The following is a 23,396-nucleotide window of genomic DNA, read 5'->3' on the forward strand; positions in this document are numbered from 1 at the left end:
CGTCGTTTAATTTTTTATGCTGCTGAATTTTGTTGAAGTACCCAATCCGGAAATCCATCTTCAAGACGGACGGCCGAAAAGCCCATACCAATTAAATGCTGCACAACTTCGTCTGCATAAACGCAAAACCACCCCCGGAAATACACAATGATCTGTTTTTCTTTGCCAAGAGACTCCATTCGTTGAGTTTCGGATGCAGATGTGGGATTGCGCCGGTGATATGGCCCATTTCATACTCATCAAAGGGCCGTATGTCCGGCAATATAACCGCATTTCTGGTAGCCTGTTCCAAATGTATGTATTATTATTCAATGGCTTTCAGAATTCCTTTTCCCCAAATTCACTGGCCGGAAGTTTGGCCTTTTGCGAAAGCTGGTTGAGATTGTAGCTGATATTCAGTAAGAAGACATCGGTTTCCTGAATGTAGTTTGTTGTCGTAAAAAAATCTTTACCCAAAGTGGTGATCCGCTGACGGTTGGACCCCAGAAGTCCTAAATCCATATTTTGCCATTGGAGCGATGCTGCCATTCGCCCTTTTAAGAATGTTTTTTTCGCCGACATAGCCGGGACAATGAAACGCGAATCTTCACCCTGAGCTGTAACTCTTTTTGAAAGATAGTTCAATGTCCATTGAAGTTGGAAAGATGACCAGATTTTAAATGTGGTGTTTGCATTCAGGGAGTAGACCAGGCTGGACGTATTTACATTTACATTTTTGTCAAACAGGGCCCCTTTGATCTGGTATTGATACATGTTGGCCCCGGCATACCACTGCCACCGTTTGGTAACATTCAGCGATGTGCCAATTTCCAGTCCCCAGGAAGTTGCCAGGCCTGCATTGGTATAGATACGGTTTAATATAGTGTCATTGTAAACGCTATTGACCCGGTTTACAACATTTTTAATGCGCTGATTATAAAGTGTTGCAAAAACGCTCCCTCTCTGAAAATCTTTAACAACACCAAGTTCAGTCAGGTCGATAAACTCCGGTAATATGTCAGCATCTCCTGATTCGAGTGTCTCGGAATGTTCTCGCTCCGGAAACGGGTTGAGCTCACTATTTGTGGAACGTTGAATTCTTTTACTGTATCCTGCTTTTGCAAGCAGCGACTTACTTACCCGGTATTGTAAATTCGCTGAGGGGAAAAAATTTGATAAATCCAGGTTCCGTACCGGCTGGTTTGCTGCTGTAAACGCTCGGGTTGAATATTCATAACGAAGCCCGGCTACATATTCGAGTTTGCCCTGACTGGCTGAAAATTGACTATACAGCGAGTGAATGCGGTTTATTACTTTGGTATTACTACTAAATTCGGGGACAATAATGAACAAACCGCTGGCAAGATCTAAATCCATGTATTGGAAATTTCCCTTTTGGATCTGATTACGATATTGATAACCGGTTTGGAGCTTTCCTTTGCCAATAGTAACCGTATAGTCAGCTTTCAAACGAAAAGCTTTCAACGGATTTGCGCTCGGGTTTCTGGTACTCTGCAAAACTACCTGGCGATTGGGTTGGTCCAGATTGATGTTGGTGGTTAATCCATCCAAATCTGCTTTTTCCACTAATGCTGATAGCGATATAAAAGACTTATTTGTAAAGCTGTGCAGGTAATCTAAATTCCCCAGAGTAATATCGGTCGATTTACTGGCTACATTTGAATTAAAGTAGGTAATTCTGCCAATCACGTTACCATTGGAAAGATTTGTTTTGGTATTATTATAGACAATGTCTGCGCGGCGTGACTGGGAGCGGTAACCTTTATAAATTCCTGCTGAAAAGGTATTGTATTGATCCGGTTTGAAAGAAACAGAGGAGCGGACTGTATAATTTTTTCTGATAAAGCTTCGCTCTCCGTCTGATGGGAACTGCGTAAAGATGTTATCAATTGTAGTATTTACATTTCCCGTCCTTCTGCCTGTAATGTCGCTTCGAAGATAACTTGCGCTTAGGCTCGCATCCCATTTATTGGCTTGCAGACTAAGTGTAGCATCACTTCCAAAGCGTAAGGGATTATGCAGATTATTATATTTGTGAATGGCGGGAAGACCACCTTGCAAATTCACAGAAAGGGATTTGCTGCCAGGCTGCGTAGCTTTTGTCGTGATATTGATGATGCCCGCTTTTCCATCCGGGTCAAAACGCGCTGAGGGAGAGGTTATTACCTCAATATTTTCAATGCTATTGGCCGGGATTTGATTTAAGACCAGGGTCGGGTCGGTCTGCACAGGCTTTCCGTTGATGAGCACCAAAAAACCTGAGGAGCCCCGCATGGTAATATCACCTTCACTGTTTACGGTTACTGAAGGTGTATTTTTCAGAACATCAATGGCGGTGCCTCCCAGGCTATTGAGAAATTTATCGGCGCGGTAGACCTGCCTGTCTATTTTATTTTCGACCGTTTGCCGCTCAGCTTTTACGTTTAGTTCTTTCAGGGTTCTTGGATCAGCTTCAAGCAGTATCGCTGGCAGGCTAATTACAGACTGATCAGATTTTAGCGTTGACAGATTATAAAAAAGCTTGCTGTATCCGATATATTGAGCTTCAATATAATATTGACCCAAGGTGATATTATCAAATTTGAAATTTCCTTGTTCGCTGGCCAGCACACCATTGACAAGACTCGAATCACTGCTCTTAAAAATGGCAACCGAACAGTAAGGTAATCCTGTCCTGGTTTCTTTGTCTGCCACACTGCCGGTGATCGTTATCTTATTTTGTGCGACAGCTGAGAAAATGGATAGAAGAGCTATCGCAAGAAAGCAAAATAATTTCATCTGGATATAAAAATGCTTGTTCGGTTAATTTAGACAAGCAAAAATAATCCTATATGGTCGCTAGACTTTGTACATTGTTTCCGAAAACTGGTATATTCAGGAAATTCCCTTTCGATAAATGCCTGGCAGAACCCCGGTTTGCCTTTTAAAAAACTTGTTAAAATGAGATGGATCTGAAAAACCAAGTTCGTAAGCCAATTCTGTTAAATTAAGATCTGAATACAGCAGCAGTTTTTTTGATTCGGTCGTGATCTTCTCGTTAATGATGATGCCAGCTGTTTTGTTTAAGTATTTCTGACAAGATATATTCAGTGTTTTTGAAGTAATATTTAGCTGCCCGGCGTAGCTGCTCACGTCACGATTTGTCTTGAACTGGCTTTCTAATAGCGAAAAGAAATTCGATAACGTTGCCGGGTAAGGCGTCGACAGAGTCTGTCCGCTTTGCCGGTCCAATAAATTAAAGAGCAGCTGAAGATAAGTGAGTATGACTATTTGGTAGTTGCTCTGACGAAGGATATATTCGGTTTCAATACTGTTAAAAATGCCTGCAACCGTTTGGTGTATTTGTGCTAAATCATAGTTACCTGCGTAGGAGGCAGGAAAGGTTTGAAACAACTGCTTGTAAAGAGGATGAGCCAAAAGAAAGTCCTTTTGTAACATCATTACATAGCCTTTTGGAATTTGGGTTAAGTCCCAGCTATGTATCTGTCCAGGTGCGATCAGATAGAGGTTAAATGGGTTTACCTCATATCTGTGATGATCAATCTGATGTATTCCTGCACCCTCTTGAAGGTAAATAATTTCCAGATATTCTTTATGTCCGTGGGGATTGGTGCTTTTAATGAGCTCCTTCATCCGTTTGATTCTGAATAATTCGTTTTGGTCAAGTTTGTTTTTGATCGGAATTTGCATCTTGGGAAATAATAAGTTCGTGGCGCCATCTGTATCGATGTTGTAAATTTCTATATTTTTTTCTTGACCATGGGCAGTACTGCACTGTTTTTCTTTGCAGCAAAACCATATGAAGACATTCCAATTCTCCATTCTGGCGATATTATTTGTTTTAAACTGCTTTACGCTGGCCGGTAGCGTCTATTTAATTTTGATATAAAATTTATAGAATTAATTTGGGTAACCTTCCGGATGATCCTATGAAAAAGTTGTATTGTGTTAACCAGAATTCTTTGTGAAAGTGAAATACATTCTGGTTAAATCAATATAAATATATTTTTAAATAAAAATAACTATATAAAATATTGAATTATTAAAAATAATATGTAGATTTATTTCTAGTATTAATTTAGTTTTATTCCTATAATTTTTGTAGTATAATTTTACCAAACATTGGAAGTATGAAACGTTATTTACTCTTCTGTCAGCTCGCGCTGCTGTACTCTTTTAATGCCCACGCTCAGTTTACTACCGGTAGTAACGGGCTGTTCACCTCGCCGGGAACGGATGTCTACATTTATGGCCTGACCTTTAGGCCTACGACTGCGTTTTCAATAACCAACAAGACTTTGACGATTTCGTCGGTAGCCTTGGCGGGAACTCCTCCCAGTATAACACGGGTATTCAATTTTGATGCACCCTTTGGTTTTGTGGGCAGACTCGGACTTTTTTATCTGGCTTCTGAGTTAAATGGCAACACAGAGACTTCACTGCAAGTTGTGCACAAGGACGTAGCCACGATAATTACCACAGGCAGTGTTGTGAACACAACGACGCATTATATCTATAACGATCTGGCTTCGCCGATCACCTTCAGTACAGCAACGGCTGCCCAGCCAGGCGCTTTGCCGGTCACTCTGGTTAGTTTTACCGCTAAAAAGGAGGGGGCGGTGGCCAATTTAAACTGGTCTACATCGGCTGAATCCAACAGTGATTATTTTGAAGTACAGCATAGTAATGATGCCAAAAGCTGGTCATTACTCTCAAAGGTTGCGGCTGCTTCTGAGAGCAGCACCCTTAAAAGTTACGGATATACACAAAGCAACCCTGGCGGCGGATCAAATTTCTACCGGTTAAAAATGGTGGATAAGGACCAATCCTTTGCTTACAGCAGGGTTCAGGAGCTTGTTTTTACCAGGGATTTGAACATGGCACTCTATCCGAATCCTGTCGTTGAGAAGATAAATATTCAGGTTGACAACTGGAGCGAAATCTCGAGCTTACAGCTTTTAAACAGTCAGGGTATTTCTTTTTTTGAATCAAAGGGAAAAGTTCTTTCCCGGGAAATCGATATGAAGCGCCTTCCTGCTGGTCTTTATCTGGTACAATTAAAGAAAACAGACGGAACTACCCATGTCATCAAAGTGATCAAACAATAAAACTTTAATTCATTGTATCTATGAAAACCATATACAAAAGTGGTAAAGAGCACTCACTTAGAGCGCCTTTTATCAGAGAAATTTTCTATTCACTTTGCCTGATGATCCTGTTTTCCATAACAGCAAGGGCCCAGGTCGGAATCGGGACCATCACACCTGACGGAAGCGCGCAGCTTGATGTGACATCGACCTCCAAGGGTGTCCTGGTGCCGCGCATGAGCCTGTCGGACAGGAATTTGATCGCTTCTCCGGCAACGAGCTTATTAATATATCAGACTGATAATACCCCTGGTTTTTACTACTATAACGGCACAGCCTGGATACCGTTTATTTCCGATGCCGGCTCTGCCATAATCCCATTCTCATCTGGCCTTCCGGTCGTATTGACCACAATAGCCGGTGGATTAGTCGGAACCACCTCACTGGTTGGGTTCGGCTCTTCGGCCACAGGCGTAAGTGTTGTAGGGGGTAACATTGATTTGACGGGTGCTGCCGGCCTTCTTCTAAACCAGGCTTTCTCTGCGCCCCGCTCGGGTACGATTACTTCTTTGGCTGCTTATTTCAGTACGACGGCTGCTCTGGCTTTGGTAGGTTCCTCAGTGACGGTTACAGCTCAGCTTTACAAATCTTCGGTTCCAAACAATACTTTTACGGCTATACCAGGAGCTACGGTTACGCTTGCACCTGCATTAACCGGAATTATATCTTTGGGATCTATTTCAAATGGGCTAACGACAGGGCTTAATATACCCGTAAACGCTCAGGACCGGCTGTTACTTGTTTTCTCAGCAACTTCGGCGGGACTCTCACTTATTAACGTGGTGGCGGGCTATGCAAGTGCTGGTTTATCTATTAAATAGTTGGCAAGTACCCATTAGCTCTGTTCACATCGTTTAAAACACACATTATTAAATCTTGTACTGTCCGGTGTAGCGATAAAATTATGCCCGGTAGCGAGGAAAGGGTTAGCATCCAGTGGTGAGTTTTCATTCACCTGCAACGATTAGACACTAAAAAACATAAGTTTTTTAGATGGTGAGAAGTTATATAGAAACGCTGGGATCCAGTGTTTCTATATCGTCAAAATAATCGTTGCATTGTTATCCATTTGATCTATTTTAAACCACTGGGAGTAACTTGAAAATTACTCCCAACGTGGTCAATCCAACCAAATATGCCGTTGCAGGACAATTTTATTCAACTAAGGGTCTCAGAACTTGGCAAATGTTTTTGTAACCATTTTATTCTGATCTGTAACGCTTATTATGTATAGTCCGACAGTTAGGTTTGACAAGTCGAAACCATTAAGATAATAACCGTCCTGTGAAGAAACCTCCGTGCTTTTTAATATATTCCCCCGATTATCAGTTAGCTGTATCCTTACTTTTGCGTTAGTTGTTGCCCCTTTGTAAGCAATATTTACCGGGCCTGAAGAAGGATTTGGATAAATAATCAACGTATAAGGTTCTGAGGTGAATAGACTTTCGGGGATATAAGCACAGCCAGACCGTCCTTCTGTTGTTAAAAATAGGTCCTGAAAACAGCCTGACTCTGCAAATATTCTTGCAGTTGCTATAAAAGGTTTGTCCACCTGTAACGCTTGCTCTAAAATTAAGCCTGAATTTGGCATTGCACTGGCAGAAGTATAAAGCGCTGTTCCAAGATAAGTCGCACCAGGTGTAAGATCAAAATGCTGGTTTTGGTTATAGCCAGACAGGCTTAGTTTTACGACGTTATTTTGGCAGTCAAATTTAGCAGTAACCTGAGGTTTGTCAATGCATTGAAAGCCAATATCAAGATCAAGAATGTTCTCTCCCGGATTTTTAGTCAATACTGAAATGGAGGCGTAATCAGCAGATGTTATTGCTGCGTCACTGTCAAGCTCGCGGGAATCACCAGCTGATACCTGGGTAGGAGACAAAGTACGGCCCGCCTGATTTAAGGGGATCCGTACCTGATAATTTGTTCTTGATTTGATAGACTCTCCTACATTTCCGGCATTGAATGCATAGCGGCCATCATTGCCCGATACGGTACTGCCCAGGTATTGGCCGTTACGGTATAATTGTAAAAGAATTCCAGGCGACGCTGCTTCATCTGCGTCCTGAAGACCATTTCCATTATTGTCGGCCCAGACACGGTCGCCAATTTCAATGGGCGGCAGCGGCGTTATAAGCTCGATGTCTCCTACATTGTTTGGCTTCCAAAAATAATTAGCACGCATGCTTGTGGGAAAAACTGCAAAAGCATCCATAGAAGCACCTGTTTCATTATTGAACCATCTTGCTCCACCGGTGGTATAGGAATCAGGCTCACGGATAGAAACCATAACACTTTTACTGGCAGGTAAAATGGCAAGTCCGCCGGTTGCACTTTCCTGGTGCCACTCGATGTTACCTGAAACAAAGTTGTCCTGGTAGTAAAATTCTCCGCCTGCGGGCCCTTGCCCGTTATCTTTACCAAGAGAAACGTTAGCTCCCGACTTACCATTTTGCTCCATGTGATAACCGGCCACATCCTTGTTAAGACGAAGTACATCACCTCCGGAAATTCCGGTGGCAGAAGAGAAATAACCTTCTTTGTTACGATAAGGTGATCCGTTCCCTGTTTGGTGTCCTAACCGGTCCATCAGACTGATAATTAAAGACCCATCCGAATCAAACTCGATATCTGCAAGCATTGGTTGCGGATAAATCATCCATGTCGTATGGTATGGCGGCACGGTTTGTTGGTAATTGTCTGTCCACGGAAACCATCCCTTTACATTATAATCAATATAGCCGCGCGGATAGTCCAGTGAAAACCTGGTTACTTCTTTGAAATTTGCCGCTCCTGAACCAATCTCATCGGCCTGAATTTCATAAACGTAAGCCATGAGGTCCGTTGCTTTTTGTGAAATCTGCGCATCACAAACCATACCCACATAGACTTTTCCATTATAATATTTCACAGCAAAAGGTCTGGGCTCACCTCCGGTAAAACCGGTAAGGGGAAGTGGGAAGCGGATTACATCATCCACCTTGGGTGGGCTGGCATCTACACTTAATTTTATTCGGTATAAATGACGGTCATATAAATTAACCGTGAATAAATATCGGCTGTCATCTGAGATGTCAATTCCTCCCAGCCCTATTTTTCCAACCTGAGAAAACATCAGCGAGTCATGATCTGCACCAGCAAGTTCAGTACTCAACTGGCGGTCAAGGGGGAAAGGAACAGTTTTGAAGCCCAGTGCATCTAAATTCACAAAAGGTCTTGTCTGGTTATTATCTAAAAAAGTCGCATATATACCGCCTGGTCCCTGGCTTCCCAAGGCGCTGTGACGCTTTGCAAGGGACGAGGAGAACAGAATTCTTCTTTGGCGATCGTATGCTAACCCCCAGACGGAACCGGTATTTTTCACATGCGTTATTGCGGAATATATCATGCCGCTATATGGAAAAGCGGAATATTTCACCAATGAAGAAATGGGTTCCGGCGTTTTTGTCGACAGATCTCCCGAGGCAAAAACGGTCTGAACAGCAAATGGATGGTCTCCGCTGAAAGTGGCAGGATGGTATATGCCTAAGGAAATTTCAGCGGGCGAGGTAACAAACTGGGTTGTTGCCTTAGCCAGTGCCGTGACATATCCTTCGGGAATGTCACTGAATTCCACTCTGACATGCTGGCTGCCCGCAATATCCAGTTTATAGCTGCCTGAAGCGTCGGTTACTGCCGAACTGATCATGTTGCCCGACCGGTCAAAGGCTTTGACACGAATCTGAGCCTGAGGTTTTTCAGACGATTCTTTAATACTGTTGGCATTATAATCCTGCCAGGTTAGGCCGGAAATTTGTGCGAAGCAAAGCTGCGTGACAAACAGCAGGGTGAGTGTTTGAAGTGATAAACGGTAAAAATTCTTCAAGGTAAAGGTAGGTAATTTGTTACTAAATTAATTTTGATCCATCCGGTAAACTTGGCCGTTCCATTGCAGACGGATGCTTTTTAATATGGACCTGTCTTGTCGAAAAATGTTAAATTTTTCACGCAATATCGAATTAATCTCTTAAAATATTGCAGTTAAGTGTGAAGAAGTTACTTGACGGGCAGGTTTAGTAACTTCTATATGATCACTGGATTTAATCAGGGCATTTACTAGGTTTTTACCAGATATTGATAGAAATGCACTTGCTGAGCCTTGCTAAAAAATTGGTTGAAAGGCATTTCTCCCTGATGAAAAACATAATGTTAATTGTTTAATTGGCGCAAAAAGGTTCAATAACCAATTTTCTGATCCTACCCGCCAGGTGATCCTGCTTTGGTACGCAATCATTTATTAAGTAGCTGTTTATTAGATAACAAAACCGTAACGCAAGGTTAATCCCCGCTTTTTATCAGTTTAATACCTTTGCCTTTAAATGACAATAGCAGCAGGCTTGCCTGTTGCTATTGCGGCTACTACTCACTAACAAAAGGTATGAAAAAACGACTACTGGCGGCAGCTTTTGCCTTGCTTTTTACGGCGTGCTTTTCCTTGAAGCTAACCGCCCAAAACATCATCATAAACGGTAACGTAACCGCAGCAACGGGCGATCTGCTCGCTGGCGTAAGCGTGCTGATTAAAGGCAGCAGCTTGGGTACTACCACCGATGCCAAAGGGGCTTACAGCATTAGCCTTCCTTCTTTAAATTCAACACTGGTTTTTTCTGCCATTGGATTTGTTTCTCAGGAGCAAGCTGCCGGAAAAAAGAGTCGTATTGACGTGGTATTATTGGAAGATACCAAAATTCTGAATGAAGTTGTGGTAACCGCTTTGGGTATTAAAAGGGAAGAAAAATCCCTGGGATTTGCCGCTCAGACGATTAATGAAAACGCGGTTAAAGATGCCAAGTCCAACAACTGGGTCAATGCACTTTCAGGTAAGGTTGCCGGGCTGAATATCCAGGGCGCTGGCGCGGGGCCGATGGGTTCTGCACGTATAACCCTGCGCGGTGAGTCTTCACTGAATCTGGATAATAACCAGGCTTTAATTGTTGTGGATGGTGTGCCGGTAAGCAGCAGAATTACGGGCACAGGTTTTTCCTCGCATCTTTCAGCGGACAGTCCGGTAGATTACGGTTCAAGTCTGTCGGATATCAATCCGGACGATATTGAAAAAGTGACCGTTTTAAAAGGCCCCGGTGCTACGGCATTATATGGTAGCCGCGCTGCGGGCGGAGCCATTATTATCACCACCAAATCCGGCGTTCGTAAGGATAGGGGCATCGGTGTTACAGTCAATTCCAATTTCAGCGTAGACCAGATCAACCGTTACCCGGATTATCAGCTGGAATACGGAGAGGGCAGAACCAGTAATTATTATTCGTATCTGGATAGTGCCGACGGCCCCAACACCGGTACAACAGTGGCAGCCGGACGGGCCTGGGGACCAAAATTTAACGGACAGTCTTATTTCCAATATAACCCTGGCTCACCCGATGGGAAGCCAACAGAACGGACGCCCTGGGTAGCGCAGAAAGATTATATCTCAGGTTTCTTTCAGCGCGGAACTACATTTTCCAACAGCGTTTCTTTGGAAGGCGGTACGGAAAATAGTTCAGCGCGTTTGTCGGTTACGCATCTTAAAAATAAATGGATCATTCCCAATACAGGTTTTGAGCGGTTGAACGTCGCACTTTCGGTGAGCCAGAAAGTATCCGATAGACTGAAAATCAACGGCAAGGTTAATTATTCCAACAAGAAAAGTGACAACCTGCCGATGGCGGGCTACAACAACCAGTCGCTGATGTATTTTCTGATTTTGGGAACTACGCCCAATTTAAAACCCGAATGGTTTAAGCCTTACTGGGAGCCGGGACTTGAAAATATAAAGCAAAGAAATCCTTTCAATCCTACACCGGATAACCCTTATCTGGGCATGTATGAGATGCTCAATAAAATGAACAAACACGGCGTGATCGGCAATATTTCTGCATCTTATCGGCTTTCGGACAAACTGGATTTTCAGGTGCGTACTGGTCTTGATATGGCTTACGAGTTTCGTTCGCAGCAGCGCCCTTTCAGTATGACACGTTACCCGAGGGGTATGTACCGCGAGCAAAATGTATTTAGTTATGAGTCTAACACGGATTTTCTGTTAAATTATAAAGACAAGATCAGCGGAATTATTGACGTTACCGCTTCGGTTGGCGCCAACGCCATGCGTCAGTCTTACGATTTTGCCGGTATTTATGCAGATCAGCTTGCACAGCCGGGAATTTATCAGATTTCCAACAGTCTGGACCAGGCAGTAGCGGATCCGCTTAAAACCAAAAAGGCGATCAATAGTATGTATGCTGCCACGCAGTTTTCTTATGATGAGAAAATATTTTTAGACGTCACCGGCCGCAATGACTGGTCCAGCACGCTTCCTTATGGGAACAACTCGTTTTTTTATCCGTCTGTAAGTTCCAGCTTTTTGATAAACGAGATTTTTAATCTTCCCAAAGCGGTCTCTTTTGCAAAAGTGCGGGCCTCGTGGGCGCAGGTTGGAAATGATACAAGACCTTACCAGACGGCCCGCTATTACGACAGGATTTACGGTAACAGCTTTACGAATTCTTCCACGCTTTTCAATGCGGATTTAAAACCGGAGATAACAGCCAGTTACGAGTTTGGCTTGGATGTGCGTTTATTCAAAAATCTGATCGGTGTTGATTTTGCTTATTATAATAATAAAAGCCGAAACCAGATTCTTGCCATCCCGCTTGATCCGGTTTCAGGTTATGCCAATGCGGTTATCAATGCCGGGCTGATCAATAGCCGTGGTATGGAATTGAAACTAAGCGCAAAGCCCGTTACCAAAAAGAATTTCAGCTGGAATACGACATTGCTGTGGTCGCGGAATCGCAGCTTCGTACGTGAGCTTGCCTCGGGCATTACCAACCAGGTGATCTATGCCCATAATACCAATGTAACAATTGAAGCCAGAGTAGGTGGATTAATGGGAGACATGTACGGCCGTGGTTTCCAGCGTTCACCGGATGGACAGATTATTTATTCTTCTGTGGGACTTCCTGCGGCGCTTGATCCTGCAACCAAAAAATGGGGAAATGCATTTGCTGACTGGAAAGGGAGTTTATCCAATGAATTTACCATCAAAAATGTCCGGGTTAGTATTTTACTGGACGGCCAAAAAGGGGGTAGTATGTTCTCTCAGACCAACCATAAAAACAACACGCTGGGAAAAACCAAGGTTACATTGCCAGGCCGTGAAGATGGTATTGTGGGCCAGGGTGTTGTCAAACAGCCGGACGGGACATTTACACCGAACACGGTTAAAGTTCCTGCCAGTTCTTACTATGACAATTACTACCAGATCACCAATGCGGAAACCAATATTTTTGATGCTTCTTTTCTTAAAATCAGAGAGATGCGTGTGGAATTTAACCTTCCGAAAGCACTTTTGGGTAAAATCGGTGTAGCTCACAGCAGTCTTGCTGTGTATGGAAGGGATCTTTTCAATTTTACCAAATTCCCCGGATTTGATCCCGAAGGCGGCAACTTGAATAACGGAACACTGACACCGGGCGTCGAGCTGGCACAGTTCCCTTCTACCCGCACGATGGGCATGAACCTTACTTTGAAATTCTAACAAACACAGCTTATGTTTAAGAAAATATATATTCCTTTTTTGATATTTTTCGCTTTTTTGCTATCCTGTACGGATGGTTTTGAAAAGCTAAATACCGATCCTAACCGCCCGACAGAAATCACGCCGGGTGTCATGCTGGGCCAGCTGCAATACCAGATCGTTAATAGCACTATCAATGCCAGCCGTAATTTTACCCATGAGCTGATGCAGGTGGATGCCCCGCGAGCCAGTGCCGGCGGTGGCGGACTTCACCGTTATCTGGTCAATCCGGGCGCTGGTGTGTGGAGTAATTTTTATACTTATCTTAATGACATACAGGATATTTATACCATTTCAGAAAAGCTCGGCGAGAATAATTACAAAGCCATTGCACTGGTCTACAAGAGCTGGAGTTATTCGATTTTGACAGACTTATACGGTGATGTACCCTATTTTGAGGCTACGAAGGCATTGGAAGGAAATTTTAAACCTTCTTTTGACAAGCAAAAGGATATCTATATCCAGATTTTAAAAGATCTGGAAACGGCCAACAACTTATTTGATGAAACAAAAGCGTTAACCTATGCAGGCGATATGCTCTATAATGCCAATGCTGTCTCATCAGGCAAAAATCCGGGGATATTAAAATGGAAGAAATTCTGCAATTCCCTTAGATTGAGATTGCTTTTGAGACTTTCCAAAAAAGAGGGCGAGATTAACGTGAAAGATCAGATCACCGCTATTTTAGCCGATCCTGCGAAAAATCCTGTTTTTACCGCCAATACCGACGAAGCGATTTTCAGATATCCGGGCACCTTTCCTTTCTATAATCCTTTTTATAACGCCAGGCAAGTAGACTGGCGAGATGGTAATTATTATACCAAATTCTATATTGATAAAATGAATCTGATTAATGATCCGCGCAGGGCCGCTTGGGCAACGCAGGTAAAATCAGGTACGGAAAATATCTACAAAGGAATCGAAAGCGGTTACGCCTCCACTTTGGAATATGCCGTAGGCAGCAATTCAAGTTATGCAGATGCTTTAAAAACATTGCCGCAGCTCGGGGTGATGATGACGCTTGCCGAGGTTGAATTCATCAAAGCAGAACTTGCTTTGAAAGGATATACGACCGGCTCAACTTCGGAAAAACATTATGAATCCGGCATAACCGCCTCGATGATTCAGTGGGGCGTGACAATGCCTGCCGGATTTTTAAAACAGGCGGGTGTTGTTTTTGATGTAAATTCGGCTGCTGACAAGCAGCTGGAACAGATCATTTTACAAAAATATTACGCCTATTTTTTCGTGGATTATCAGTCCTGGTTCGAAAAACGCAGAACCGGTTTTCCGGTGTTGCCACGCGGGGCGGGTATTCCGGCTGAGAATAAATTCCCCTACCGTGTGCCGTATCCGACTTATCTGCAATCGCTGAATCCGCAGGCACTCGCAGGTGCGGTGGCTTCCATGGGCGGCGATAATAGTGATATCAGGGTTTGGTGGGATAAATAATCAGATGCGAATATTTAATGGTTTTAATATGAGAATTTTAGATAATAATAAGTTGAGAATTTTGTTTATAAATGTATTGCTGCTGACCGGATTAGTTGCCTTTACAGCTTATGCTCAAAATAGAAAAGTTGTCATGCCCCAAAGAGGACTTTGCGCACATAGAGGCTGCATGGACACGCATCCGGAAAATACTTTGCCTGCTTTTGAGGAAGCCATCCGGCTGGGTGCGCATATGATCGAGTTTGACATTCAGCTTACCAAGGATAATGTGATGGTGCTCATGCATGATGATACCGTTGACCGTACAACCAACGGAAGCGGTAAAATTTCGGATCTGAGCTTTGCACAAATCCTCAAACTGGATGCCGGAATAAAAAAATCGCCAAAATTTACAAATACACCTATTCCGACTTTTGAACAGACCCTGGCAATGATGCCCCAAAACGTTTGGCTTAACTGCCATTTGAAAGGTGATCAAGAAGTAGGAAAAGCAGCTGCGGCTTTGCTTTTGAAATCGGGAAGGCTGCATCAGGCATTTCTTACCTGTTCTGAAAAAGCTTCAGCAGCAGCCCGGCAGCAGGTTCCGGGTATTTTGATTTGTAACGGTGAGAATACTTACCGCAGCGACACACCTAAATATGTGCAGCAAACCATTAAAATGAAAGCCGGTTTCATCCAGCTATTACGTCCGGTAGCAGGAGAAGATAGAACAGTACAAATGAGTGATTTGAAAAATAATCATGTGAAAATCAATTATTTTTATGCTAAATCACCAGACGAATTAGCCGGATTGTTTGATCAGGGCGTAGACTTTGTACTGGTTAATAATCTTTCCGGTTTTCTTGATGAAGCAAAGAAAATTGGGATTGCCGCCTGGCAGCCGAAAAATTAAATTCAGACAATCCATTAAATTTTTGAATTAAAGAAAAATGAAAAATATTTTGGCAAAAGTAAAATTGACAGGCCTTGCCGTTATTGTTTTTACAGTGTTTTTAATCCCTGATTTATTCGCACAGATCAAAGACCAGCCTGCTAAAAACAAAACGCTGATTGTGTTTTTTGATGGGTTAAGGCCTGATTATATTACCCCGGAGCAGATGCCTAATCTGTTCGGCTTTAAAGAAAAGGCATCTTATGGCAAAGCGCATCACAGCGTATTTCCAACGGTGACCCGCGTTAATTCTGCTTCCTATGCAACGGGCTCTTACCCGGGCACGCATGGTCTGCTGGGCAACGCGGTTTATTTTCCACAGGCCAATAAAACCAGGGCGCTGGGTACCACCTATGAGGATCTGACTAAAATTGAAGGTGCCATCTCTGGTCCGCTGCTTACGGCGGTTTCTTTGGGCGAAGTATTGGAATCGGCCGGTGAGCGCATGATGGTATTTAGCTCAGGTACGACAGGGCAGGCTTATTTGCAAAATCATAAAGTGGGAAGGGGTGCTGTGATTAATCCGGATCTGATCTTGCCGGAATCTTCTAAATCTCAGGTACTGGCAGAAATCGGAACGGTTGCCCTTAGCGGCCCGGAAGGCAATGACCGTCACCGCTGGATTACCGATGCATTATTAAAATATGGTTTTGACAAGCAGGGACCATTGGTAAGCGCCATTTGGTTTTCTGATCCGGATGGCGCTGCTCATAAATACGGGATCGGCTCTACGCAAGCAGTTTCGGCGATTCAATATGTGGATGCGCAGTTTGGAAGAATATTGCAGGAGATGAAAACAAAGGGAATTTCTGATCACTACAATATCATCATTTCAACCGACCACGGTTTTGTCACGCATACCGGACAGCAAAACCTGGTTGGTTTTTTGATTCAGGAGGGTTTTAAAAAAGATAAGGAATCTGACGATATGGTTATAGCCGAAGGCGCTATTTATGTTAAAGACCATAATGCTGATGTGGTGCAGAAAATTGTAGCCGCACTTCATAAACAGCCGTGGGTTGGCGCTGTTTTTACCAGATCAAAAAAAAGGGGCGAGATCAATGGCTGGGTTGAGGGAACATTTTCTTTTGATGCAGTGCATTACAACCATGAGCGCTCCGGAGATATTCTTATTGCTCCGAATTGGAATGATAACAAAAATGATAAAGGGTATGCCGGTACTGATTTTTCGGGCGGAGTAGCCGGTCACGGAGGATCGAGTCCGTATGAGGTACATATCGCCTTGATGGCTGATGGGCCGGATTTTAAAAAGGGTTTTCAGGGAGAGCTGCCGACTTCCAATATCGATATCACACCAACGGTTCTTGGTATTTACGGCTTGCCGGTGCCAGTGCAAATGGATGGAAGGGTAATGCAAGAATTCCTGAAAAAGACAGAAAAGACTAGCCCTAAATTTAAAAAGCAGACGCTGGAGACCCAGGTTAAGTATCCCTGGGGAGTCTACAAACTTTCTTTGGAAATGTCAGTGCTGGACAAATACCGCTATTTTGATTATAGCAAAACAGAGAGAATATTTAACTAGAGCCTTAAATAACGCTTTAAAAGTGGGGCAGCTTCCCTTTTTGCATTTCAAGGATATACGGGGGTATTTGTTTATGCTAATTATGTTGAGTTTTGGACGGGCAAGCAGACCAGGGAGTACGGGATGCAGTATGAGCCAGGCCGCTAAGGGGAAAATTTAAATTGGAGCAAACCGTAATCCATTGGCTGACGGAAAATGCGCCTTAGCATGTTAATGCTTTTTCTGATCTGACTGCCTGGAATCAAAAAGGTAGGCCTGCTGCACTGCGCTATGCTCCTAATTTTTGAATCAGCACCTTACCTGTATTAACAAAGTGTTATACTGAAAATGGTACTTTTAAGTCCTGGATGTTTGCTGTTGAATACCAGTATTCATAGTAAATTAAAGGCCAAAAAAAAGTAAAGACTACTGTAATGCCGCGATTCCCGGAAAGAAAGAAAAAAAGTGCGCTCACAGCAAATCTTAGGGATTAGAACGAATAACCAGATAGCCGTTTGTTTATAACAAATTCATATACCTGCTCATATATAATTTTTTTTCTATCCATCACTACTCCAATACATTCGGCTATCTTTTCAAGAGATCTCATTTTGGTTAGAAACCTATGAAACCCGGCGTTAGAACAAAGGCTCATCCGGGAATATTGAGTTTCATTACTAAATATGACAATACAATTAGCTTTGTAATCCTTTTTTATTTGTTTTAAGAACACCATATCTGCGGTATTAAGACTGCCATTAAAATTGGCAATGAAAAGATTTGGTATAGGTCCTCCCAAAACATCCATAAACTCTTTTTGATTAGCAAAGCCTGTCATATCAAAACTTAGAAGGCTATTTTTTAAAACCTCATGAATACCGCGTCGAAAGACAGCATGTTCATCAATTACAACAATGTTGATCATGTATTTTCAAAATAAGGTAAATTAATTAAACTGATTTTATCAAAACAAAATGGTTCAGCATAACCGGGAATCAGGCTGCGAAAAACTAAAATGCTGCATGAGAATTCATAACTATTCATTGCTAACTATATATAATATACGTTAATTGTGCTGAGTAGTACACCACATGCCGGTGAATAATCTTCGCTCCACTGGCCGTAAACGTTCGATAACGCTTACGGCTGGATTAGCCTTTAGATAACAGCCTCTCAAAACACAGCGCAGCAAGTCAGTCTTCTAACATTTATTTTAACCAGGCGTTTATTTGATCTTGCCAAAAAAAGCAAGGGTGTTTTTATATCATGGCTTATGGTTCCCAGCAGCCGTTCAAGCATAAACATTTGCCCCATGAGTTTGTCCTGCGAAACTTCCAGCGTTATTTGCAGTGTTTGCGTACGTTGGGCAATTTCGACTTCCTGCAACCTGTTTTGTTTTTGTAAGCTGTTAATTCTGTATTTAACAATAAGAAACAGTGACACACAAATCGTCAGTATTGCTACCAGTCTGAACCACCAGGTTTCATAGAAAGCATAAAGAACATTCAGTCGGATCTCTCTATGCGTGAAATTGTTTCTTCCAAAACCATTCTGTTTTCTAATCATTATTTTGAAATCTCCGGACCCCAAATTTTGGAAATGAATAATGCCATCGTTCCCGACAAGATCCCATTTTGGCATGACATCTTTATTGACAATACAATATTGCAAATGTATATTTTGAGACGGGCCATAATTGGGCGTTGATAATGATAATGTACAGCACTGAAATTAGGTTTTATAGTGATCTCGTCGCCCACAGCAACGCTTACATTGTCGGCCTGGATTTGATCAATAAACAGTGTACAGCCAGGCAGTTCACTGATGAGCTTTTCGGGATTAAAAAAAACGAGCCCATTCAAAGATGGAAGGGAAAGTCGACCGTTTGCCAAAGGTGCCGGCCAGCAAAATAAATCTTTTGCCAGCGTTGCCGCATGAAATAACTAATGTCCGAATCAGAAAATGTCGCGATTAAATTATATCAAAAGATAAAACGGACCAAAATATCTCTTTCGAAAAACGCTTAAATATTCAATGGAAATTGATTATATAACAATATTTTCTTCGGTTAACCTCCGGGTAGTTCTCTCAAAGAAGCGTTAACGGATATGCAGACTTTGAGCAAACTAATTTACGAATTAAAGAAACAGTTAAAATTAGAGAAAAAGGTGGCCGACAGCTGCTGAAACAAGCATACTATTCGGCCTTTGGCTTTTTAAGTTTTTAAAATATCATCCCAGCCGCTTATCAAGGCTTTACATTAAAAACAAAAAACGCAGGTGAAACAACAGGTTTATTGCAAATTTTTTATTCCTACGCATCTTTGTTTATGAAAGTATAGACATTATAACTGTCTGTCATTCTGCTAGCTATCCACTATTTTATTCCAAAGCTTTTTGAACTTAACTATGCAATTATACTTGATTTTAGAATATTTCACCGGATCTGATTCTCCGATCCGGTCGCTTATTTCTTCTGTTTTAAAGCCCCAATAAGCCCAGCCCATAATGATTTGACGACAGGGAAGACACATCTTGTCAAGCAATTGTATGATCTGGCTCAATGTCTCGGTGGATTCTAACTGCTGCATAATATTTTGCTTATCGTCTGCATATTCCGGTAAACTGTCCATGTAGTCGATCTTGTTGGCCGCGTGATGGCGGAGATAATCAACAGCTTTAAAATAAAATATTTTATAGAAATAAGTTGACAATTTGCTTTCACCCCGGAAGGTTTCACTTTCAATATGTTCTAAAACAAGTAAGACCGTATCTGTAAAGATATCCTTTAAAATGCTTTCACTTATGCTTGTTTTAGAATGCAACTTGTGGATGTATCCTTGATAATCATTTATAAGTTGGGTGACATATTTGTTTTTATTGGTACCTCCATTTTTGATGGCAGCTATAAGTGCATGTTCATCGGACTTTATCTTTTGTGCATCAGTCATGGTCGGGACAGTATTGATAAGCGGTAGTATATGTATGGCGACTTGACTTATCCTTCTGCTGGATAAGTTGTCACGACATTAACGCTGTACTCGAAAATTTAAAATCATAGGGATGAACCTTCCGTGAAGTACGCGTTGCCCACCTATAAAAAGGGATTCATCAAACAGACTTTGCTTTACCAAAATCCAATGCGATAATGAAATGCCTGGGCAAAAAATTTATAGAAAGAATTGCAAGTTGTAATTAAGGCAGGATTTTTCATGATAAAGGATATGAAGGACATTGCACACGGTAATCAATTGAACAAGCGCAAATGTAACGGGATTAAAAACAAAACAACGTTATAAAAAACAAAAATATTCTACATAATATCAGAGATAAAGTAGTATAAATCGTACAGTTTGTATCCATATGGCCAGTATAAAACTTGCCTTATCAGGATATTTTATAAAATGTGTTAATTTAATATACTGTAAATCAGTACTTTGTAAATATTTTCGATATTTATTGGAAGTGTTTTACGATATCTTCGTTTGAAATACGACTAATGTAATACCAAAAGGGGTTTAATATTTTGAATTCAATGCTACTTAACAAAACAAATGAAAAATAATTTATACCCGCAGCTTAGTTCCGTGCATATATTTTCCGCTCTTGCCAACCCGGAAGAGCCCGGTATCATCAGCCAAAAACCTGCGACACAAGGGCCAGGATCGTTAAATCAGCATAGAAAGCGTATCTAACTATACCAAAGTGGTAGTTTTGAAACAGGCTATATCCGTAAGTAGAGAGCAGTTCCTACACCGGCTATCCTTGAAAACACCATAGCTTACCTTGGAAGCTGCGGGAGTTGATAAGTTACCGAATGATTATAAAAGCTAAAGTAAATAACGCAAATTGAGACTGGTTTAGAGCGTACCAGCCCAGCGGTTATGTGAGGGAAAAAGCCTTGTGTTGTTTACTTTAAAAGAAAAATGCCGGGTTATCCATACCAAAAGCTTTACAAAAGGGCTTGGTTTCTTCCATAAAGGGAGGAGTGAAAACGTATGCTATATACGTTATTGGCTTTCTCCGGTTTAATTGATTTTTTTCCAGCCCGTAACCAGTTTCGGCAAGTAGGGAGAATACGTTTACAGAGAAATTGCAAAAGCGGACACTTCCTTATTTTGAGTTTGGAAGCAGTTCAGGCATGTTTGTTTTTGTAACAACCTGCTTTGTGTAAGCGCTCGCAGCTTGCCGCTGAAAATAAACTGCCGCCTCCATTTTTGAACAGGGGTAAGCAAAGCTTCGTCAGCCATCTGTTTGAGATGAACTTTGCCCTAATGATAAAAAAGACAAGCAAAATCGCAAAGCAAAATTAAAGACCCGTGCTGGTGTTTTTACCGAAATGATATATCAAAAAGGCTAAAATATAATCTTTACATTCTTGCTTTGTTGGGCGCTATAAAGCCTTGATAAGAGAACCAGAGGCGCTTTATTACCCTTTCCTTTTTTTACTTGGGTCTTTTTTATTGGCTCAGACAGAGAATGGGGGAGAATCACCACTTCAAACAGCCAGCTCAGAAAGATCAAAATTCTTATTGGTTTGTATTCGGCTTACGTTCTTCAAAGCTATCTTTTCAAACTAAGCAACTGGCTGTACCAGCGATCCCTTACATGAATTCAAGTTTTACTTTTTCGAAAAGATCACAGATTTTCAAAGTTAATTCTTGACATTCCTGAGGGCTCATCTGATCAATGGAATCAACGGCCGCATTTCTGGTATTCTTTATTTTATTATGCCGGTTTGGCTCTGAGATATTTAATGTTTTAGTTATATTCAGCCATTCTCCGGAGAGTTTAGCGGAAAAATATCTGATAGGGATTAGCCCAAAACGACCTGCCTGGGATTTTAAATACTGTTTGGAACGAAGTGGATTTAAAGTCAGGTTTTCAACGAGCTTGTCCAGCTCGATGTACACGAAAATATTGGATTGGGGTTTCACTTTTAATTGGGTAGGTTTACTTGATACAATATAAGTTAATTAAATGGCTTTTCTGCCAGTCCTAATATTATTGACTCAGGCAAGCTGGATGATTTGTGACCATCAGACTCTTAAATACTGATGAAAACTTATTTTGGGGTAGGTAAGTTAATGGTTAAGTGTTTCATTGTTAGCTTTTAGTTGTTTTTTGTCATAGGCTTTATCTCTGGATAATATGGAGAATTAAATAATATTTTTTTCATTTTTCCGAATATAATCTTCCATAAACAACCGTCATTCGTTCGATCCCGAAGTAAGACGCCCACCAGCCATGAGCTCTTTTTACATCGTTTAGATACGCACATTGTAAAAATCTTATGCCCTCTAAAGTGTCTGTAAAATATGCCTGTTATCACTGGAAAGATTAGCACGCACCGGTGAGTTTTCATGCGACACTCTCATTATTATTTCAGCGAAAAAAAGTCAAGGTGCTGCTGTTTTGACATTTATATTTTGAAAGATTCGGCGCAGCATTTAAATGATGTTGGTATGTATTTTTTAGGACAAACCGTCAAATTGCTTAAATAACACCAATTTTTGGCGGATACTGCCGACTCTTGCAGATTTATAGCTGTTTGCCATGCATGGTAGTAGCTGCCTTTGTAAATCAATTTTTGCCTAAATACTCCCTGACGGCTTTTACAGAAGTACCTTCATTATGGTTTCTGGCTGGGAGAGGACTTACAAATTTGAAAATCAATTTCGCAACGAATCAAATTATCAATTTTGTAAAAAAAAGTTCGTTTTAGACAGTACAATAGTTTTCAGATCAATCCAGAATTTAAAATGCCGGAATTTATAAAAAGAGGTTTATATTTCTAATGGTTATGCGGCGTAAGTGAATTGTGATTTAGCTGTAAAATTATTTTATAATCTTAAATACATTCTATCATTTTTTATGGTTGAAATCTTTCAAAATATCCGTAAAATCTATGATTTCGTATTGCCATTTGAAGAATTGGCAGACTTTATAGAATTTTTTGCGGAATCTTCTACGGAATTAACAAGACGGCACTTCGAAAACGAGTGTTTTACTGTAAAAATGTTTGCTAGCTGGACACCCACTTTTTATATAAATTTAGGTTCACCTTACTATATTGATTTGGCAAAGCACCGCTATTTGGTAAAAGCTGACCAGGATATTTTAGTCCTGCGAAACTCCACCATTGAACGTATCAATCAACCTTTTGATAATATTTTTACAGTAAAATTTTATCCTGGTGGATTAGAGGCGATCTTAGGACTAAGTCAGCTAGGAGTCGTTGATAAGGTAATTAACTTAAAAGGAATACTTCCAGACAGCTTATTGGTAAAAATGAAGCATGCCATTAATTTTACAGAACGTGTTGAATTGATGCAATGCTTTTTATTAAATAGTTTCCGTAAACGACGGAACAATGATCATTATCTTGCAATGGTTAGGGATGCAATTGGCGAATATCATGCGGCAGATTTTCAGTTGAACACTTCGGCTGTCGCCGAACGGCTATTTATTACTTCAAAAACCATTAACCGATATTTTCACCGGGTTGTGGGCGTATCACCAAAAAGTTATTTTTCCATTCTTAGGGCCCGGAATGCCTTATCGCACTTTATTGACAGTGAGAAACAGTTTGAGCCGGATGATTATGGCTATTATGACATGAGTCATTTTTATAAGGATCAAATGAAATTTACCGGTCAGAAACTAAAAGAGCAAGGCATTTAAATTGTCCGTTTTTTACTTTTTAAGTAGGAGATTGATTTCGAGCTTTGTA

Annotated in this window: 15 protein-coding genes and 1 pseudogene; 7 read left to right on the forward strand and 9 right to left on the reverse strand. The window is 41.4% G+C overall.

Features of this window, described 5'->3' with window-relative positions; genetic code table 11:
* Positions 1 to 14 precede the first annotated feature (14 nt).
* The 4 genes and pseudogenes from FDK13_RS35920 to FDK13_RS28970 form a co-directional block, all read right to left on the reverse strand.
* Positions 15 to 179, reverse strand: a complete 165-nt coding sequence (locus FDK13_RS35920; RefSeq protein WP_220417453.1) for a hypothetical protein — start codon at positions 177 to 179, stop codon at positions 15 to 17.
* A 32-nt stretch (positions 180 to 211) separates the two neighbouring features.
* Positions 212 to 292 (reverse strand): annotated as a pseudogene (locus FDK13_RS36770) (hypothetical protein); the annotation flags it as partial.
* A gap of 26 nt (positions 293 to 318) precedes the next feature.
* A complete protein-coding gene (locus FDK13_RS28965; protein WP_137343507.1) occupies positions 319 to 2,778 on the reverse strand; it encodes a TonB-dependent receptor domain-containing protein in 2,460 nt (819 codons plus the stop codon).
* 96 nt (positions 2,779 to 2,874) lie between these two features.
* Entirely contained in the window at positions 2,875 to 3,690 is an 816-nt protein-coding gene (locus FDK13_RS28970) for a helix-turn-helix domain-containing protein (protein WP_137343508.1), read from the reverse strand.
* A gap of 440 nt (positions 3,691 to 4,130) precedes the next feature.
* Here FDK13_RS28970 and FDK13_RS28975 point away from each other — a divergent pair, with 440 nt between their 5' ends.
* Both FDK13_RS28975 and FDK13_RS36515 read left to right on the forward strand, forming a co-directional pair.
* Complete coding sequence (locus tag FDK13_RS28975; protein WP_137343509.1) at positions 4,131 to 5,108, forward strand: T9SS type A sorting domain-containing protein; 978 nt, start codon at positions 4,131 to 4,133, stop codon at positions 5,106 to 5,108.
* A 20-nt stretch (positions 5,109 to 5,128) separates the two neighbouring features.
* Complete coding sequence (locus FDK13_RS36515) at positions 5,129 to 5,968, forward strand: exosporium glycoprotein BclB-related protein (protein WP_137343510.1); 840 nt, start codon at positions 5,129 to 5,131, stop codon at positions 5,966 to 5,968.
* Positions 5,969 to 6,318: 350 nt separating this feature from the next.
* On the opposite strand, the gene FDK13_RS28985 is transcribed toward FDK13_RS36515, so the two are convergent.
* Positions 6,319 to 9,012 (reverse strand): SdrD B-like domain-containing protein, encoded by a 2,694-nt coding sequence (locus FDK13_RS28985; protein WP_137343511.1) that lies wholly within the window; start codon positions 9,010 to 9,012, stop codon positions 6,319 to 6,321.
* Between the two features lie 552 nt (positions 9,013 to 9,564).
* Between FDK13_RS28985 and FDK13_RS28990 the strand changes: the two genes are divergently transcribed.
* The 4 genes from FDK13_RS28990 to FDK13_RS29005 are packed head-to-tail and all read left to right on the forward strand — an operon-like array spanning position 9,565 to position 16,685.
* The gene (locus tag FDK13_RS28990; RefSeq protein ID WP_137343512.1) at positions 9,565 to 12,720 is read left to right on the forward strand and encodes a SusC/RagA family TonB-linked outer membrane protein; all 3,156 of its coding nucleotides are present in this window, start codon (positions 9,565 to 9,567) and stop codon (positions 12,718 to 12,720) included.
* Between the two features lie 12 nt (positions 12,721 to 12,732).
* Entirely contained in the window at positions 12,733 to 14,211 is a 1,479-nt protein-coding gene (locus tag FDK13_RS28995; protein WP_137343513.1) for a SusD/RagB family nutrient-binding outer membrane lipoprotein, read from the forward strand.
* Positions 14,212 to 14,239: 28 nt separating this feature from the next.
* Entirely contained in the window at positions 14,240 to 15,103 is an 864-nt protein-coding gene (locus FDK13_RS29000; protein WP_170982944.1) for a glycerophosphodiester phosphodiesterase, read from the forward strand.
* Between the two features lie 37 nt (positions 15,104 to 15,140).
* Positions 15,141 to 16,685: an alkaline phosphatase family protein gene (locus tag FDK13_RS29005; RefSeq protein ID WP_137343515.1), complete on the forward strand. Its 1,545-nt coding sequence runs from the start codon at positions 15,141 to 15,143 to the stop codon at positions 16,683 to 16,685.
* 469 nt (positions 16,686 to 17,154) lie between these two features.
* On the opposite strand, the gene FDK13_RS29010 is transcribed toward FDK13_RS29005, so the two are convergent.
* The 4 genes from FDK13_RS29010 to FDK13_RS29025 form a co-directional block, all read right to left on the reverse strand.
* Positions 17,155 to 17,589, reverse strand: a complete 435-nt coding sequence (locus FDK13_RS29010; RefSeq protein WP_137343516.1) for a response regulator — start codon at positions 17,587 to 17,589, stop codon at positions 17,155 to 17,157.
* 248 nt (positions 17,590 to 17,837) lie between these two features.
* Positions 17,838 to 18,230 (reverse strand): hypothetical protein, encoded by a 393-nt coding sequence (locus tag FDK13_RS29015; protein ID WP_137343517.1) that lies wholly within the window; start codon positions 18,228 to 18,230, stop codon positions 17,838 to 17,840.
* 799 nt (positions 18,231 to 19,029) lie between these two features.
* A complete protein-coding gene (locus tag FDK13_RS29020; protein ID WP_137343518.1) occupies positions 19,030 to 19,614 on the reverse strand; it encodes a sigma-70 family RNA polymerase sigma factor in 585 nt (194 codons plus the stop codon).
* A gap of 1,653 nt (positions 19,615 to 21,267) precedes the next feature.
* The gene (locus FDK13_RS29025; RefSeq protein ID WP_137343519.1) at positions 21,268 to 21,600 is read right to left on the reverse strand and encodes a hypothetical protein; all 333 of its coding nucleotides are present in this window, start codon (positions 21,598 to 21,600) and stop codon (positions 21,268 to 21,270) included.
* Between the two features lie 982 nt (positions 21,601 to 22,582).
* On the opposite strand from FDK13_RS29025, the gene FDK13_RS29030 reads away from it, so the two are divergent.
* Positions 22,583 to 23,347, forward strand: coding sequence for a helix-turn-helix domain-containing protein (locus tag FDK13_RS29030; RefSeq protein ID WP_229216263.1), 765 nt, complete (start codon positions 22,583 to 22,585; stop codon positions 23,345 to 23,347).
* Positions 23,348 to 23,396: the final 49 nt, after the last annotated feature.

The organism is Dyadobacter frigoris (assembly GCF_005280585.1).
GTDB lineage: Bacteria > Bacteroidota > Bacteroidia > Cytophagales > Spirosomataceae > Dyadobacter > Dyadobacter frigoris.

Coding starts and splice junctions, on each gene's coding strand:
- FDK13_RS29000 (WP_170982944.1), top strand. CDS start 14,240: ATGAGAATTTTAGATAATAATAAGTTGAGAATTTTGTTTATAAATGTA.
- FDK13_RS35920 (WP_220417453.1), bottom strand. CDS start 179: ATGGAGTCTCTTGGCAAAGAAAAACAGATCATTGTGTATTTCCGGGGG.
- FDK13_RS29015 (WP_137343517.1), bottom strand. CDS start 18,230: ATGATTAGAAAACAGAATGGTTTTGGAAGAAACAATTTCACGCATAGA.
- FDK13_RS29005 (WP_137343515.1), top strand. CDS start 15,141: ATGAAAAATATTTTGGCAAAAGTAAAATTGACAGGCCTTGCCGTTATT.
- FDK13_RS28965 (WP_137343507.1), bottom strand. CDS start 2,778: ATGAAATTATTTTGCTTTCTTGCGATAGCTCTTCTATCCATTTTCTCA.
- FDK13_RS28975 (WP_137343509.1), top strand. CDS start 4,131: ATGAAACGTTATTTACTCTTCTGTCAGCTCGCGCTGCTGTACTCTTTT.
- FDK13_RS36515 (WP_137343510.1), top strand. CDS start 5,129: ATGAAAACCATATACAAAAGTGGTAAAGAGCACTCACTTAGAGCGCCT.
- FDK13_RS28970 (WP_137343508.1), bottom strand. CDS start 3,690: ATGCAAATTCCGATCAAAAACAAACTTGACCAAAACGAATTATTCAGA.
- FDK13_RS29010 (WP_137343516.1), bottom strand. CDS start 17,589: ATGATCAACATTGTTGTAATTGATGAACATGCTGTCTTTCGACGCGGT.
- FDK13_RS29020 (WP_137343518.1), bottom strand. CDS start 19,614: ATGACTGATGCACAAAAGATAAAGTCCGATGAACATGCACTTATAGCT.
- FDK13_RS28990 (WP_137343512.1), top strand. CDS start 9,565: ATGAAAAAACGACTACTGGCGGCAGCTTTTGCCTTGCTTTTTACGGCG.
- FDK13_RS28995 (WP_137343513.1), top strand. CDS start 12,733: ATGTTTAAGAAAATATATATTCCTTTTTTGATATTTTTCGCTTTTTTG.